Origin of the sequence: Streptococcus mitis (genome assembly GCF_047464945.1) — a bacterium.
GTDB lineage: Bacteria > Bacillota > Bacilli > Lactobacillales > Streptococcaceae > Streptococcus > Streptococcus mitis_EA.
Genome location: NZ_JASHAX010000002.1, coordinates 210,033 through 225,330, shown reverse-complemented (window position 1 = coordinate 225,330; position 15,298 = coordinate 210,033). Strand labels below are relative to the sequence as shown.

The window sequence follows — 15,298 nt, the reverse complement described above, 5'->3', positions numbered from 1 at the left end:
CGATCTTTTTAAGTTCCACGAAGGAATTATTTAATTGCGCGTGATTGCAAACCTTCTTCTTCCAAGAAGAGACGGAATGGTACGAGTTCTTCTGCTTCGTATTTTTCCTTGAAGGCTTTGATTGCTTCTTCTGAGTGAAGTTTTGGATCCAATTCAAGTACTTCTACTGGAAGTGGACGGTGTGGAGTGATGTGAGCATCGATAACAACAGTTTTACCTTCTTTGTTCAATTTAACAGCTTCTGCAACAACTGCATCGATATCTTCGATACGGTTTACAGTGAACCCTACAGCACCTTGCGCTTCAGCGATTTTCGCATAGTCAGCATTAGGGAAGTCACAACCAAACAAGTGTTTGTTTGTGTCTTCGTATTTGTCCTTGATGAAGGCATATTTACCATTTGAGAAGACAACGTTGATAACTGGAAGGTCGTATTGAACGTTTGTGATAACGTCTGGGTAGCACATGTTGAATGCACCGTCACCCATGATGTTCCATACTTGGCGATCTGGATTGTCTTTCTTAGCAGCAATACCACCAGGAAGGGCAATACCCATTGTCGCAAAGAGTGGAGATGTACGCCACATGTTCTTAGGTGTCATGTGAAGGTGACGAGTAGATGTTTGAGTAGTGTCACCTACGTCGATTGAGTAGATAGCGTCTTGATCAGCATGTTTGTTAATTGCATTGTAAACTTGGTACAATTGCAATTCACCCTCAGTTTTACCTTCGAGTTTGTTCATGTAATCACGCCAGTTTTGGTTATTCTTAACGTTTGCACGCCACCATGGAGTAGATTCAACTGGGTTCACTTTGTCAAGGATAGCTTGTGCTGCTTGACCTGCGTCACCAAGGATTGAAGCGTCAAGGGCATGACGTTTACCAAGTTTGTAAGGGTCAATATCGACTTGGATGAATTTTTCAGTGTTCTTAAATGCTTCGTAAACTTCAGCAAATGGGAAGTTTGAACCAAGGAAAAGAACTGTGTCTGCTTCAAAGACCACTTCGTTGGCTGGTTTCCAACCAACACGGTAAGCAGAACCTGTCAAACCTTCATAGTTCCATTCGAAAGCTTCAAAGTTTTTACCAGTTGTGATGATTGGTGCTTTGATTTTACGTGACAATTCAGTAATCACTTCACCAGCTTTAACACCACCGTAACCAGCATAGATAACTGGACGTTCAGCATTGTTCAAGATTTCAACAGCTTTGTCGATTTCAACTTCGTTCAAAGCAGGAGCGATGAATGAGCGTTCGTATGAACCTGAACCGTAGTATGAGTTTTCGTCGATTTCTTGGAAACCGAAGTTTACTGGGATTTCAACAACAGCTGGACCTTTTTTAGAAACTGCAGCACGGCAAGCTTCGTCGATTACTTTTGGCAATTGCTCAGCGTAAGCTACACGTTTGTTGTATACAGCGATACCGTTGTACATTGGGTTTTGGTTCAATTCTTGGAAAGCATCCATGTTCAATTCGTTAACTGGACGAGATCCAAGGATTGCTAGGAATGGAGTGTTATCCATAGCTGCATCGTAAACACCGTTAATCAAGTGAGTCGCACCTGGACCACCTGAACCAACTGCAACCCCGATTGAGCCGCCGAATTTAGCTTGCATAACCGCTGCAAGAGCACCTGTTTCTTCGTGGCGAACTTGCAAGAAACGGATATCTTTGTCTTCAGCCAAAGCGTCCATCAATGAGCTGAGTGTTCCTGATGGGATACCGTAGATTGTGTCTACGCCCCATGTTTTCAATACATTAAGCATTGCTGCAGATGCAGTAATTTTCCCTTGAGTCATAATGATAACTCTCCTTCAAATATTTTTAAATCTACTAAAAAAGGTTTCATATAATTTTTGAAAACGTTTCAGTAAATTTTTACACTACTAATTTATCACATTTATTTTTAGTTTACTAAGAATCTGCTCAGAAGTTTTTATTCTCTATTACAGTACAGTTTGAAAACGTTTTTTAGACTCTGTTTTATAATAAAAAGCGAGCAAGCCCGCTTTTAATCTATTTTACTAAAGTTTAAGAGAAGGGAACTGGTCAGAACGGATACAGAACTAAAGGCCATGGCTAGACCTGCCAGTTCTGGATTGAGGGCCAGTCCAACACCAGAAAAGACTCCTGCTGCAATCGGAATTCCGGCGACATTGTAGATAAAGGCCCAGAAAAGATTGAGCAGAATTCGATTAAAGGTTTTCTTACTCATGTCAAAGGCACGAACCACTCCTAGGAGGTTATTGGTTGTCAACACCAAATCTGCTGACTCGATGGCAATATCTGTTCCAGCTCCCATAGCAATCCCCACATCTGCTACACTGAGGGCAGGAGCATCATTGATACCATCACCAACAAAGGCTACTTTCCCAGCTACTTGTAGTTTATGGATTTCATGGGCTTTTTCTTCTGGCAAGACACCTGCAATGACCTCTTCGATTCCGATCTGATCGGCAATGGCACGCGCCACACCTGCATTGTCTCCTGTCAGCATGACTGTTTTAAGGCCACGTTTTTTCAACTGACTGATGGCAAGCTTAGCATTTTCCTTGGGAATATCTTGCAAAGCAAGCAAGCCTTTGATTTCATTGTCAACAGCCAAGAACACAACTGTCTTAGCTTCTTTTTCCAGTTCTTCTAGTTTTTCTTGATAAATGCTAGAAATATCCATGCCATCCAGCATTTTAGTATTTCCAAGCAAAACTTGTTTTCCATTGATTTGCCCTGAGACACCTTTTCCGTGCAAGGCTTGGAAATTTTCAACAGTGTGAAACTCAAGTCCAGCTTCACTCGCTCGTTTCACAACGGCTTCAGCCAGTGGGTGTTGAGAAGCTTCTTCCAAGGAAGCTGCCAATCCAAGCACTTCTACTTCGTCGCCGATGATATCTGTGACCACAGGTTTCCCTTCCGTCAAAGTTCCTGTCTTATCAAAAACAATAGTTTGGACTTTCTGGATTTCCTGTAGAACCGTTCCATTTTTGAGGAGAACTCCCATCTTGGCACTGCGACCTGTCCCCACCATAAGGGCTGTCGGTGTTGCAAGTCCCAAGGCACAAGGGCAGGCAATAATCAGAACTGCTACTCCATAGAGAAGCGAAGAGACAAAACTCGCTCCAAGCACAACTACACTATCCCTGAGCAAGACGAACCAAACCCAAAAGGTCACAATCCCTAAAATGACAACTGCTGGGACAAAAATCCCTGAAATTTTATCCGTCAAGTCCTGAATCGGCGCACGACTTGTCTGAGCTTTCTTCACAAAATCCACAATCTGAGCCAAAACAGTCTCTGAACCAACTTTTTCTGCTCTAAAAACAAGTGTTCCACTATTATTGATGGTTGAGCCAATAACAGTATCTCCAACTGTCTTGTCCACAGGTAGACTCTCACCTGTCACCATGGATTCGTCAATACTAGAGACACCTTCTACTACGACACCATCAACCGCAATCTTTTCACCGGGACGCACTCGAATCAGGTCACCTACCTTGACTTGCTCCAAGGGGACTTGAACATAGTTATCCTCACGCAAGACTTCTGCAGTTTTAGCCTGCAAGTCAAGTAATTTCTCAACAGCTTGGGAAGTATTTTTCCGCATTTTCTCCTCAAAAACGGCTCCCATAAGAACGAAGAAGAAGATAAATGCAGCACTTTCAAAGTAAACGGGGAGGCCAGCGAAGAGGGCAACTAAGCTATAGAAATAGGCCACTAGGGTTCCCAGAGCAACCAAGGTATCCATGTTGGCATTGTGCTTTTTAAAACTAGCCCAAGCACTTTGGATATAAGGACCACCTGCTACTAGCATAATCGGTGTTGTGGCTAAAAAGGTGCCCCAACGCATGACTTGGTGACTAATTCCTCCTGTCGACATCCCAATCATGAGGATCACAAGAGGCACAGTAAAGATACTAGTAATCCAAAAACGCTGTAAAAGTGATAGAGATTTTCGAGTCTTCTCAACGACTGTATAGCTTCCTTTTTGCATCTTCATGCCACAAGAAAATTCATGTTGGCCTAATTCTTGAGGAGTAAAACGAATTGTCTTCTCTTCATCCACGCCGATTGGTTCCAAGATGCCTTCTTCTTCAAACAGAATTTCCTTATAACAGTTTGAAGGTGTCACACGGTGAAAGGTGATCTCAGCAGGAACTCCTTTTTGCAGTTGAATGTGGGCTGGATGGTAGCCTTTGTCTGCCGTGATACGGATTTTTTGAACACCATTTTCAAGATTTGCTTTTATAATTTCAGTCATATCATTCTCCTATTCTACAATCATCTTGCCGTGCATCATATTCATGCCACAAGAGAAATCATACTCTCCAGCCTGCTCAGGCGTGATTTCCACTACATACTCTTCCCCCATAGGCAGGTCCGCATGTACACCAAAATCTGGAAAAACAATTTGGTCTAGACAGGGTGAAGGGTCCTTACGGTCAAAGACAATGCGGGCTGGTACTGATTTCTTGAGGATAATCAACTCAGGCGTATAGCCCCCCATGACCTCCACTCGAATCTCTTGGTAACCCTTTTTTTGCTGGGCCTTTTGTCCAGATTTTTCAGGCTTTTTGAAAAACCAAAACAAGATAAAGGCGATAAGGGCAATACAAATAATGGTTACAATACTATTTAACATGACGTCTCCTTTACATACAATTACATTTTACTTCTGTTACAGCGCTTGATTTCTTCTCAGAAATCACAGCTTCCAAGTCTTCCAAGTCAGCCTGAGTAAAATCACATTCAGCAATCAAATCAGCCAACAAGTTCTTAATCCTACGGGAACAAACCTTGTCCTTGATATCTTGGACAAGTAAATCCCGACTTTGGTCCAAAGTTAAAAGGGCTGAATAAACAAAGGACTTACCTTCTTTTTTCCTCGTCAGGCACTCTTTCTCAACCAGACGAGCCAAAAGAGTTTGAATGGTCGACTTGGACCAGTCGAACCGCTCCGCTAGAACCCTGATTAAATCCGTACTAGTCTGCTCTCCTTGCATCCAAATAATCTTCATGACCTGCCATTCTGCATCTGAAATCTGCATTAGCACACCTCCAAAATCTACATTTGTCAATTACAATTATCAGTATACTCTTAAAATCTACATTTGTCAATCATAAAAAATCAAATCTTTCTCTTTTTTTAATCTTCATTACAAAATTGATTAATACTCAATAAAAATCAAAGAGCAAACTAGAAAGCTAGGCGCAGACAGTACTTTAGTACTGCAAGGCGAAACTGACGTGGTTTGAAGAGATTTTTGAAGAGTATAAAACACAAGCAAAAACCTCCACAATCAGTGGAGGCAAGCTGTTTTATCAATACAATTTTAAGTCACGAGGGTCAACTGGGAAGGTTGGGTTGTATGGGTTGTGACGGAGTTTGAAGTGTTTGACATCTTCAATGGTCTGAGTTCCAGACAACTGCATGACTGTCTTCAATTCCGCATTCAAATGTTCAAAGACTTGGCGTACACCGACACTACCACCGAGAGCCAAGCCATAGATAACCGGGCGACCAATAGCTACCAAGTCGGCTCCTGAAGCCAAGGCTTTAAAGACATGTTGACCACGACGAACACCTGAGTCAAAGACAATTGGTACGCGTTTGTCAACTGCTTCTGCTACTTCTTGAAGTGAATCAAATGCAGCTGGTCCACCGTCGATTTGACGACCACCGTGGTTAGTTACCCAGATACCAGAAGCTCCCGCAGCAAGCGAACGTTCAACATCCTCACGGCATTGTGGTCCCTTGACATACACAGGAAGTCCTGAGTATTCAGCGATAAATTCTACATCACGTGGAGACAAGCGTTGTTTAGCTGATTTGTAAACAAAGTCCATTGATTTTCCAGCACCTTCTGGCAGGTATTCCTCAACAATCGGCATGCCAACTGGGAAGACAAAACCATTACGCTTATCCACCTCACGATTGCCCCCTACAGTAGCATCTGCCGTCAAGACAATCGCTTTATAACCTTCAGCCTTCACACGATCCATGATGTGGCGGTTGATACCGTCATCCTTACTAAAGTAAAACTGGAACCAATGTGGTGTCCCTTGAAGGGCTTCCGTAATTTCTGGAAGGTCTACAGTAGAGTAAGAGCTAGTTGTATAAAGAGAACCGAACTCATGCACACCACGCGCAGTCGCCACTTCACCCTGTTCATTTGCCAATTTATGAGCTGCAACAGGTGCCATAATGATTGGTGAAGACAATTTTTCACCTGCAAATTCAATCTCTGTACTTGGATTTTCTACATTACAAAGTGTATGAGGAACGATGAGCTTGTGGTTAAAGGCGCGGATATTCTCTCTTAAAGTGAAAGTATCTTCCGCCCCACTAGCGATATAGCCAAATGCTGCTTTAGGGATAACTTGTTGCGCCATTGGCTCCAAATCATAGGTATTGATGAAATCTACATGGCCTTCTGCATTGCTTGTTTTGTATGACATAAAATGCCCTCCTTAATAAGTAAGCGTTTACTTTGTATGTTACAAAAATATCTTAACTCTTTTTTCAAAACTTTTCAAATATTTTGTTTGGAAATTTCAGAAATTTTATGTCTATGATAAAAAATCCTTATAACGGCAATAAAAAATAGATATTATCCAAAGAAGATTTTAAGTGCTACAATAACTGTATTATTTCTAGATAGGAGGTTCTATTTTTGGATTGGTCCATTGTTGAACAATATCTACCACTATATCAAAAGGCATTCTTTCTAACCTTGCATATTGCAGTTTGGGGTATTCTGGGATCCTTTCTGCTCGGCTTAATCGTTAGTATCATCCGGCATTACCGCATCCCTGTTTTGGCGCAAGTAGCGACAGCCTATATTGAATTGTCACGCAATACGCCTCTTTTGATTCAACTCTTCTTTCTCTACTTCGGACTTCCCCGAATCGGGATTGTCCTATCTTCAGAAGTCTGTGCCACTTTAGGACTGGTCTTTTTAGGAGGCTCCTATATGGCAGAATCTTTCCGAAGTGGGCTGGAAGCCGTCAGTCAAACCCAGCAGGAGATTGGCCTAGCCATCGGTCTGACACCTGTACAGGTCTTTCGCTATGTGGTTCTTCCGCAAGCAACAGCGGTGGCCCTACCGTCTTTTAGTGCCAATGTCATTTTCCTCATCAAGGAAACCTCTGTTTTCTCAGCAGTAGCTTTGGCCGACCTCATGTACGTCGCCAAGGACTTGATTGGGCTCTACTATGAGACAGACATTGCGCTAACTATGTTGGTAGTTGCTTATCTGATGATGCTTCTACCCATCTCACTAGTCTTTAGCTGGATAGAAAGGAGGCTCCGCCATGCAGGATTCGGGAATTCAAGTGCTCTTTCAGGGAAATAATCTCCTGAGAATCTTACAGGGATTGGGCGTTACGATTGGCATATCCATCCTGTCTGTCCTCTTATCCATGATATTCGGAACAGTCATGGGAATCATCATGACCTCCCATTCTAGAATCGTACGATTTTTGACACGATTGTATCTAGAATTTATCCGTATCATGCCCCAGCTGGTGTTGCTCTTCATCGTTTACTTTGGCTTAGCTCGAAACTTTAATATCAATATCTCAGGTGAGACTTCAGCTATTATCGTTTTTACCCTCTGGGGAACAGCTGAAATGGGAGACTTGGTACGTGGAGCCATCACTTCCCTCCCTAAGCATCAGTTTGAAAGTGGACAGGCGCTAGGTTTAACCAATGTTCAACTTTACTACCACATCATCATCCCGCAGGTCTTGAGAAGATTACTTCCACAAGCCATCAACCTTGTCACTCGGATGATTAAAACCACTTCCTTGGTTGTTTTGATTGGGGTAGTTGAAGTGACCAAGGTTGGACAACAAATCATCGATAGCAATCGCTTGACTATCCCAACTGCTTCCTTCTGGATTTATGGAACCATTCTGGTCTTGTATTTCGCAGTCTGCTTTCCTATTTCCAAACTATCCACACACCTAGAAAAACATTGGAGGAACTAAATGTCTGAAACTATCTTAGAAATCAAGGAACTAAAAAAATCCTTCGGAGACAATCCCATCCTCCAAGGTCTATCCCTACAAATCAATAAAGGGGAAGTTGTCGTCATCCTAGGACCCTCTGGTTGTGGGAAAAGTACCCTCCTTCGTTGCCTCAATGGCTTAGAAAGTATTCAAGGTGGAGATATTCTTCTGGACGGTCAGTCTATCGTTGAAAATAAAAAAGATTTTCACCTAGTTCGCCAAAAGATTGGCATGGTCTTTCAAAGCTATGAACTCTTTCCCCATCTGGATGTCCTACAAAACCTCATCCTAGGCCCTATCAAGGCACAGGGAAGGGACAAGAAAGAAGTAACGGAAGAAGCTTTGCAATTACTGGAACGTGTTGGTTTGCTAGACAAACAACATAGCTTTGCGCGTCAATTATCTGGTGGACAGAAGCAACGGGTTGCAATTGTTCGTGCCCTTCTCATGCATCCAGAAATCATCCTTTTTGACGAAGTGACGGCTTCGCTGGATCCAGAAATGGTACGTGAGGTGCTGGAACTCATAAATGACTTGGCCCAAGAAGGCCGTACCATGATTTTAGTAACCCATGAAATGCAGTTTGCTCAAGCAATTGCCAATCGGATTATCTTCCTCGACCAAGGGAAAATCGCTGAAGAGGGAACGGCTCAAGCCTTCTTTACCAATCCTCAAACCAAACGAGCTCAGGAATTTTTAAACGTCTTTGACTTTAGCCAATTTGGCTCATATCTATAAAGGAGATTCTTATGAAACTATTCAAACCACTTTTAACTGTTTTGGCTCTTGCCTTTGCCCTAATCTTTGTCACAGCTTGTAGTTCAGGTGGAAACGCTGGTTCATCATCTGGTAAAACCACTGCCAAGGCTCGCACAATTGATGAAATCAAAAAAAGCGGTGAACTACGAATCGCCGTATTTGGAGACAAGAAACCGTTTGGCTACGTTGACAATGACGGCTCTTACCAAGGTTACGATATTGAACTTGGGAACCAATTAGCCCAAGACCTTGGTGTCAAGGTTAAATACGTTTCAGTCGATGCTGCCAACCGTGCGGAATACTTGATTTCAAACAAGGTAGATATTACCCTTGCCAACTTTACAGTAACTGACGAACGCAAGAAACAAGTTGATTTTGCCCTTCCATATATGAAAGTTTCTCTTGGTGTTGTATCACCTAAGACTGGTCTTATTACAGATGTCAAACAATTAGAAGGCAAAACCTTGATTGTTACAAAAGGAACGACCGCTGAAACTTATTTTGAAAAGAATCATCCAGAAATCAAACTCCAAAAATACGACCAATACAGTGATTCTTACCAAGCTCTTCTTGACGGACGTGGAGATGCCTTCTCTACTGACAATACGGAAGTCCTAGCTTGGGCGCTTGAAAATAAAGGCTTTGAAGTAGGCATTACTTCCCTCGGTAATCCAGACACCATTGCGGCAGCAGTTCAAAAAGGCAACCAAGAATTGCTAGACTTCATCAATAAAGATATTGAAAAATTAGGTAAGGAAAACTTCTTTCACAAGGCCTATGAAAAAACACTTCACCCAACCTACGGTGACGCTGCTAAAGCAGATGACCTAGTTGTTGAAGGCGGAAAAGTTGACTAATACTCAATGAAATCACAAAAAGAAATCAGGTAATCCTAGTGACTACCTGATTTTCTATGTTTTAAGCATTTTGCCAATTTTCTTGGTCTTCTTTAAAGCGTTTTAGAAGATCGAGTCCTTCTGGTGTAATGTAACCTTCTTCTTGGGCTAGATGGATAAGCTCGCTATAGTTTGAAAGTGTTACCAATTTCACACCGACATCTGAGAAGTTCTTATCTGCTTTTGGCAATTGGTAACTGAAAATCGCTACAACTCCGAGAACCTCTGCTCCTTCTCGTTTAGCGGCTGCTACGGCCTCGAGAACAGAGCCACCTGTTGAAATGAGGTCTTCAACCACTACCATTTTTTGACCTTGAGCTACACGACCTTCGATTTGATTACCAGCACCGTGGTCTTTTGGTTTGCTACGGATATAGGCAAATGGCAAGTTCATCTTATCAGCAATGATGGCTCCGTGAGGAATCCCTGCTGTCGCAGTTCCTGCAATCACCTCAACCTCAGGAAAGGCTTCTTTGATAGCATCCACAAAACCATTTTCAATGAGATTACGAGTTTCTGGATAGGCTAGTGTCACACGATTATCAGTGTAAATTGGTGACTTGATACCAGATGCCCAAGTGAAAGGCTCCTCTGGTTTGAGGTAAACGGCTTGAATTTTCAAGAGGTGGCTAGCGATATCTTTAGCAAGTGTCATGGTATTCTCCTTTTATTTTTCTAATATATTCTTTAATTCCAGTCCTGTGTCCATTCATCCTTGATGGCATAATAAGCTGCAACAGGATCCTCAGCTTGGGTAATGGGACGTCCCACTACGATATAGTCACTACCGATTTGATAAGCATCCGCTGGCGTCATCACACGTTTTTGGTCTCCAACTGCAGCTCCCTGAGGGCGAATCCCCGGTGTCAGACAGATAAAATCTGGATTGGTGGCCTGCTTGATGACTTGCACTTCCTGAGCTGAGCAAACAACACCATCCAAGCCAGCTTCAGCTGTCTTCTTGGCATAGTGGATGACAGACTCTTGCAGGCTGGTTTGGATATTTTGAAAGTCCTGCATCTGAGCTTCTGATGTTGATGTGAGCTGAGTGACAGCGATCAATTTGGCTTGACTTCCAAGACCTTCACGCGCCGCCTTCATCATCTCTACACCGCCAGCGGCATGAACATTGGTCATATCCACACCAAGATGAGATAAGACCTTCATAGCTGACTTGACTGTATTGGGAATGTCATGAAGCTTGAGATCCAAAAAGACACTATGCCCCAAGCCTTTCAAGTAGGACACAATCTCAGGCCCCGCTGCGTAATAAAGCTCCATCCCTACCTTTAGATAAAGGCTTTCTTCCTCTGGAAAAAGAGCTAAGAATTCCTTGACCGCCTCAAAACTAGGAAAATCAAGAGCAATGACTGGACGATGTTCTCGCATAGGTTTCTCCTTTTACCTTTGCTAGTGAGAGAGTCTGGACACAAGAAGCCACGAAAAAAGGAACCTGCAAACAGCAAGGTTCCACGAAAAATGGGTAGTCTCCACCCTTTCACCGTCTAACCTTAGCTGCCTCTCTGGACTGCTTTAAAGGTTTTCTATTATTCTATTATTTCTACTAGCACTTGTCAAGTAAAAACATGGTTACTAAAGAACTATAAGAGAAAAGGTAAGCCTAGCGACGCGATGAACGCTGGGTCGTTTGGTTTCGATTACTCTGTTCCTCTTGTTTTTTTTGTTCTTCTTCTAAACGTTTACGTTCTTCTTCCTGCTTTTTCTCAGCTTCTTCGGCCTCTTTTTTGGCTTTTTCCTCAGCCTCCATAATTAATTTATCCGCTACAGTGTAGCTGTAGATTCCAGCTTCCATGTCAATCACACTCGGTTCTGACAATTGAGGCTTAATCTTACTGTAGTAAGGCAGTTTCTTACTCATTTCAGAAAGGGGAACCAAGACTTCGTCTGTATCATACATGGTCAATCGAATTAAATCGGAAGTTACCTTGCTTGGGGCTAATTCCACCTTTTGGATATCCGCCTTGAGTTCTGGGCTAATTTGAGCAAGTTCTGAGACAAAAACCTTGATTTGTTCACTATCATTAAAGAGAACTGATAAATAAGTTTCTGGTAGACTGACCAAGCTCACAGAACTGGTCTCAAGCTGACCACTGGAAAGAATAGGATAATGGTTTTCACCAGAAATATAGTAGGCCACAATATCATATTCCTTAACCTTGATAGTGAACTTAGTTGGAAATTGATAGACAAGCTGAGCTGATTCAACCCAATAGTTAGACTTGATCCGCTCTTCATATTTTGCCTTATCTAGCAGAAGGTTAATCGTATAATCCGAATCCTGAATGCCTGAAGCTTGTCGGATATCATCAGCCGTAGTTTGCACCGTTCCCTCAACACGGATATCCTTCATGGTCGCATAAGGACTGAGTAAGTAGGCAGAGACAATCAATAAAAGCAGACTTGGAAATAAAATCGTTATAGCTCGCAAGATATGGAGGCCAGGAATCTTTGCTTTGGCTGTTTTTTCTTTTGTAGCCTTTTTATCCTGATCCTCGTTCTCTTTAGACCCTGATTCTTCTTTCTCTTCTTCCTCTTTGTCACCCTCTGAGGATGCTACTTTTTCTTCAGACTCTTCCTTAGCTGATTCTTCATCTTCCCGGTCTGTTTCACTCTCCTGATCCTGCTTGTCCTCTGACTTCTCAGATTCTTCTCTCATTCGAGCTTGTCTTTCCTTTTCCTTCTCCTCAGCTAGGGCTGCCTCTTCTTCAGCCTTCTTTTTTAGATATTCTTGGTTCCGTTTCTGCCATTCTGATAACTCTTTCAATTCTTCGAGGATTTCTTTGCCCTCATTTTTCTTATCTTTTGACATTTACTTTCCTTATGATAAATCGTTTTTCAATAGTTTATAAAAATCTGCTAGAGATTTCAATTCCTTAGAAGCCTTCATCTTGGCTTGGTAATCTTCCTTGTGGCTTAGTAAGTGAGAAAGCTTCTCTTCCAAACTATCCAAGGTCAAATCGCTTTCTTGAAGCTCTTCTGCATAGCCTTTTTTTACAAAGTAGGCTGCATTTTCAATCTGGTCACCACGACTAGCTTCACGACCAAGTGGCACAATGACATGTAATTTTGCCATGGCCAAGAGCTCAAAAATCGTATTGGCACCACCTCGTGTCACAACAATATCAGCCAATTCCATCAAGGGTTGATAGAGATTGGTCACATAGTCAACACGAAAAAGATTTTGGCTCAACTCGTTCAGGCTAGAGTCTCCAGTTAGATTGATAATATTGTAGCGCTCGGTCAGCTCTTTCTTATGGTCTGTCACCAATTGGTTAAAAACACGAGCTCCTGCAGAACCACCTACAAACAATACAGTTGGCAATTTTGGATTAAAGTGGGTTTGGATATCTACCAATTCATCTGGTTCTGGAGTTTTTTGGTCTGAAACCTTGGTCACTGCTCCCACATGCTCAACCTTAGCCAAACTTGAAGCTTGCTCAAAGGTTGAATACATCTTCGTCGCAAATTTATAGGCAATTTTATTGGCCAAGCCCATAGATAGGTCAGATTCGTGAATAAAGACAGGCACTCTTGACACACGCGCAGCGATAACAGGCGGTACTGAGACAAAGCCCCCCTTTGAAAAAAGAGCCTGTGGACGAATTCGTAACATGATAAAGAACGATTGGACAATTCCCCAGCCAACTTTAAATACATCCAGCATATTTTGCCAAGAGAAATAACGACGCAATTTCCCAGTCGCAATAGAATGGAAGGTGACATCTAGACCTGACTTAAGGATTTCTTGGTGTTCGATACCACGCTTGTCCCCGATATAGTGGACTTCCCAGCCATCTTCGATGAACTTGGGCATTAACAAAAGATTGAGGGTGACGTGTCCAACCGTCCCCCCACCTGTAAAGACAATTTTTTTCATATTATTCCTTTAACTCCGCTACTGTGTCGATAAAGAGGTCGCCACGTACTTCAAAGTTAGCATACATATCCCAGCTAGCATTGGCAGGACTAAGAAGAACCACATCTCCTTGAGTAGCAAACTCATAGGCCTTGCGGGTCGCATCTGCAATATCTGTCGCATCCACATAAGCGACACCAGCCTTATCCGCTGCCCGTTTGACACGCTCTGCAGACTGACCGAGGATGACCATCTTCTTAAGTCCAGTAACGTCTGGTACCAATTCGTCAAACTCATTACCACGGTCCAAACCACCTGCAATCAAGATGACCTTACTATTGTCAAAGCCTGACAAGGCTTTTTGGGTAGCCAAGATATTGGTTGACTTGCTATCATTATAGAACTTGACACCCTGAATTTCATCCACAAATTGGAGACGGTGTTTGACACCACCGAAGGCTGAAAGAGTTTCCTTGATGGTTTGGTTGTCTACACCACGAAGCTTGGCTACAGCAATAGTCGCAAGAGCATTTTCCACATTGTGACTACCTGGAACACCGATTTCACTAGCTGCCATGACCACTTCTCCACGGAAGTAGAGCTGACCATCTTCCAAATAAGCTCCATCAACCTTTTCAAGTGTTGAAAATGGTACAACAGTGGCTTGTGTTTTAGTAGCCAATTCTTTTACCAAGTCTTGATTAAAGTTCAAAACAAGGAAATCATCCGCTGTCATCTTGTTTTGGATATTCCACTTGGCTGCCACATACTCCTCAAAAGAACCATGATAGTCGATATGAGTTGGCATGAGGTTGGTAATAACCGCAATCTCAGGATGGAATTCTTGAACACCCATCAGTTGGAAAGAAGAAAGTTCCATGACAAGCGTATCCTTGTCTGTCGCAGTTTGAGCCACTTGACTGGCAGGATAGCCGATATTTCCTGATAAAAGACCATGTTGCCCAGCAGCAGTCAAAACTTCTCCAATCATCGTCGTTGTGGTTGTTTTACCATTTGAACCAGTAATACCAACAATCGGTGCTTCTGAAATCAAGTAAGCCAATTCCACCTCAGTCAAGACTGGAATACCCTTTGCCAAAGCCTTTTCAATCATGGGATTGCTGTAGGGGATACCTGGATTTTTCACCATGAGGGCAAACTCTTCATCCAAGAGTTCCAAAGGATGACCGCCTGTGATGACCTTGATCCCTTCTTCCAGCAAACTTTGGGCAGCTGGATTGTCCTCGAAAGGCTTCCCATCATTTACTGTCACAATGGCACCTAGCTTGTCCAACAAACGAGCTGCAGATTCACCAGACTTGGCCAAACCTAAAACAAGGACTTTCTTATTTTTAAATTGATCTATTACTTTCATGTCTCAAACTCCATTTCTACTCTTACTATTTTACCATTTTTATGGAAATAATTCTAAACGAAAATGCTCAGATTCAGCATTCTAACAAGCAAAAAAGAGAGCCGAAACTCTCTTTTTATCTTCTTTTACTTTTATGAACCGACATAAGGGTAATATCTCGCAAGCTAAAGTATGCTAGGAAAAGCATAGCAACTGCGATGAAGAATTCTGTCGGTAGCTGAAAGATTTGCAGAACTGACAGCATAAGCAAAATCAAAAGTGCTACGAAAGCAAAGACGACAAGGACGATATTTACTGTCCCTTTAATGCTTTCTGGTGTCGCAAATACATAGAGTAGTAATAAGAGGATTCCTATGATTAAATAAACCATCTTTATCTCTT

15 protein-coding genes are annotated in these 15,298 nt (G+C 42.4%); 4 read left to right on the top strand and 11 right to left on the bottom strand.

What is annotated here, in order from left to right; all coding sequences use genetic code 11:
• Positions 1–26: 26 nt before the first annotated feature.
• The 5 genes from spxB to lctO all read right to left on the bottom strand — a co-directional run bounded on the left by spxB (position 27) and on the right by lctO (position 6,456).
• Complete coding sequence (spxB, locus tag QM424_RS03755) at positions 27–1,802, bottom strand: pyruvate oxidase (RefSeq protein ID WP_414393094.1); 1,776 nt, start codon at positions 1,800–1,802, stop codon at positions 27–29.
• A 212-nt stretch (positions 1,803–2,014) separates the two neighbouring features.
• On the bottom strand, positions 2,015–4,258 hold the full coding sequence (locus QM424_RS03750; RefSeq protein WP_414393092.1) for a heavy metal translocating P-type ATPase: 2,244 nt from the start codon (positions 4,256–4,258) through the stop codon (positions 2,015–2,017).
• A 9-nt stretch (positions 4,259–4,267) separates the two neighbouring features.
• On the bottom strand, positions 4,268–4,639 hold the full coding sequence (locus tag QM424_RS03745; protein ID WP_414393090.1) for a cupredoxin domain-containing protein: 372 nt from the start codon (positions 4,637–4,639) through the stop codon (positions 4,268–4,270).
• A 10-nt stretch (positions 4,640–4,649) separates the two neighbouring features.
• The gene (locus QM424_RS03740) at positions 4,650–5,045 is read right to left on the bottom strand and encodes a CopY/TcrY family copper transport repressor (protein ID WP_001167204.1); all 396 of its coding nucleotides are present in this window, start codon (positions 5,043–5,045) and stop codon (positions 4,650–4,652) included.
• Between the two features lie 274 nt (positions 5,046–5,319).
• Positions 5,320–6,456 carry an L-lactate oxidase gene (gene lctO, locus QM424_RS03735; RefSeq protein ID WP_049524544.1) on the bottom strand — a complete coding sequence of 379 codons (1,137 nt, stop codon included), beginning with the start codon at positions 6,454–6,456 and terminating at the stop codon, positions 5,320–5,322.
• A gap of 215 nt (positions 6,457–6,671) precedes the next feature.
• On the opposite strand from lctO, the gene QM424_RS03730 reads away from it, so the two are divergent.
• The 4 genes from QM424_RS03730 to QM424_RS03715 are packed head-to-tail and all read left to right on the top strand — an operon-like array spanning position 6,672 to position 9,626.
• On the top strand, positions 6,672–7,352 hold the full coding sequence (locus tag QM424_RS03730; RefSeq protein ID WP_414393087.1) for an amino acid ABC transporter permease: 681 nt from the start codon (positions 6,672–6,674) through the stop codon (positions 7,350–7,352).
• Positions 7,312–7,989 (top strand): amino acid ABC transporter permease, encoded by a 678-nt coding sequence (locus QM424_RS03725; protein WP_033684005.1) that lies wholly within the window; start codon positions 7,312–7,314, stop codon positions 7,987–7,989. The genes QM424_RS03730 and QM424_RS03725 overlap by 41 nt, the downstream gene beginning before the upstream one ends.
• A complete protein-coding gene (locus QM424_RS03720; protein WP_261053731.1) occupies positions 7,990–8,748 on the top strand; it encodes an amino acid ABC transporter ATP-binding protein in 759 nt (252 codons plus the stop codon).
• A gap of 11 nt (positions 8,749–8,759) precedes the next feature.
• On the top strand, positions 8,760–9,626 hold the full coding sequence (locus QM424_RS03715; RefSeq protein WP_261144233.1) for a cysteine ABC transporter substrate-binding protein: 867 nt from the start codon (positions 8,760–8,762) through the stop codon (positions 9,624–9,626).
• Between the two features lie 61 nt (positions 9,627–9,687).
• Here QM424_RS03715 and pyrE read toward each other — a convergent pair whose 3' ends face one another.
• From pyrE to QM424_RS03685, 6 genes are all read right to left on the bottom strand, one after another.
• Complete coding sequence (pyrE, locus tag QM424_RS03710; RefSeq protein WP_414393083.1) at positions 9,688–10,320, bottom strand: orotate phosphoribosyltransferase; 633 nt, start codon at positions 10,318–10,320, stop codon at positions 9,688–9,690.
• A gap of 32 nt (positions 10,321–10,352) precedes the next feature.
• The gene (gene pyrF / locus QM424_RS03705) at positions 10,353–11,054 is read right to left on the bottom strand and encodes an orotidine-5'-phosphate decarboxylase (protein WP_414393081.1); all 702 of its coding nucleotides are present in this window, start codon (positions 11,052–11,054) and stop codon (positions 10,353–10,355) included.
• Positions 11,055–11,286: 232 nt separating this feature from the next.
• Entirely contained in the window at positions 11,287–12,495 is a 1,209-nt protein-coding gene (locus tag QM424_RS03700; protein WP_414393079.1) for a cell division protein FtsQ/DivIB, read from the bottom strand.
• A 9-nt stretch (positions 12,496–12,504) separates the two neighbouring features.
• Positions 12,505–13,563, bottom strand: coding sequence for a UDP-N-acetylglucosamine--N-acetylmuramyl-(pentapeptide) pyrophosphoryl-undecaprenol N-acetylglucosamine transferase (locus tag QM424_RS03695; RefSeq protein WP_414393077.1), 1,059 nt, complete (start codon positions 13,561–13,563; stop codon positions 12,505–12,507).
• Between the two features lies 1 nt (position 13,564).
• The gene (gene murD / locus QM424_RS03690) at positions 13,565–14,917 is read right to left on the bottom strand and encodes a UDP-N-acetylmuramoyl-L-alanine--D-glutamate ligase (protein ID WP_414393075.1); all 1,353 of its coding nucleotides are present in this window, start codon (positions 14,915–14,917) and stop codon (positions 13,565–13,567) included.
• A 115-nt stretch (positions 14,918–15,032) separates the two neighbouring features.
• Complete coding sequence (locus tag QM424_RS03685; RefSeq protein ID WP_153195855.1) at positions 15,033–15,287, bottom strand: DUF3165 family protein; 255 nt, start codon at positions 15,285–15,287, stop codon at positions 15,033–15,035.
• Positions 15,288–15,298: the final 11 nt, after the last annotated feature.

Bases quoted from the DNA above. Each gene is read 5' to 3' on its own strand.
- QM424_RS03685 (WP_153195855.1), bottom strand. From the start codon at position 15,287: ATGGTTTATTTAATCATAGGAATCCTCTTATTACTACTCTATGTATTT.
- pyrF (WP_414393081.1), bottom strand. From the start codon at position 11,054: ATGCGAGAACATCGTCCAGTCATTGCTCTTGATTTTCCTAGTTTTGAG.
- lctO (WP_049524544.1), bottom strand. From the start codon at position 6,456: ATGTCATACAAAACAAGCAATGCAGAAGGCCATGTAGATTTCATCAAT.
- QM424_RS03700 (WP_414393079.1), bottom strand. From the start codon at position 12,495: ATGTCAAAAGATAAGAAAAATGAGGGCAAAGAAATCCTCGAAGAATTG.
- murD (WP_414393075.1), bottom strand. From the start codon at position 14,917: ATGAAAGTAATAGATCAATTTAAAAATAAGAAAGTCCTTGTTTTAGGT.
- QM424_RS03720 (WP_261053731.1), top strand. From the start codon at position 7,990: ATGTCTGAAACTATCTTAGAAATCAAGGAACTAAAAAAATCCTTCGGA.
- QM424_RS03725 (WP_033684005.1), top strand. From the start codon at position 7,312: ATGCAGGATTCGGGAATTCAAGTGCTCTTTCAGGGAAATAATCTCCTG.
- pyrE (WP_414393083.1), bottom strand. From the start codon at position 10,320: ATGACACTTGCTAAAGATATCGCTAGCCACCTCTTGAAAATTCAAGCC.
- QM424_RS03695 (WP_414393077.1), bottom strand. From the start codon at position 13,563: ATGAAAAAAATTGTCTTTACAGGTGGGGGGACGGTTGGACACGTCACC.
- QM424_RS03750 (WP_414393092.1), bottom strand. From the start codon at position 4,258: ATGACTGAAATTATAAAAGCAAATCTTGAAAATGGTGTTCAAAAAATC.
- spxB (WP_414393094.1), bottom strand. From the start codon at position 1,802: ATGACTCAAGGGAAAATTACTGCATCTGCAGCAATGCTTAATGTATTG.
- QM424_RS03745 (WP_414393090.1), bottom strand. From the start codon at position 4,639: ATGTTAAATAGTATTGTAACCATTATTTGTATTGCCCTTATCGCCTTT.
- QM424_RS03740 (WP_001167204.1), bottom strand. From the start codon at position 5,045: ATGCAGATTTCAGATGCAGAATGGCAGGTCATGAAGATTATTTGGATG.
- QM424_RS03715 (WP_261144233.1), top strand. From the start codon at position 8,760: ATGAAACTATTCAAACCACTTTTAACTGTTTTGGCTCTTGCCTTTGCC.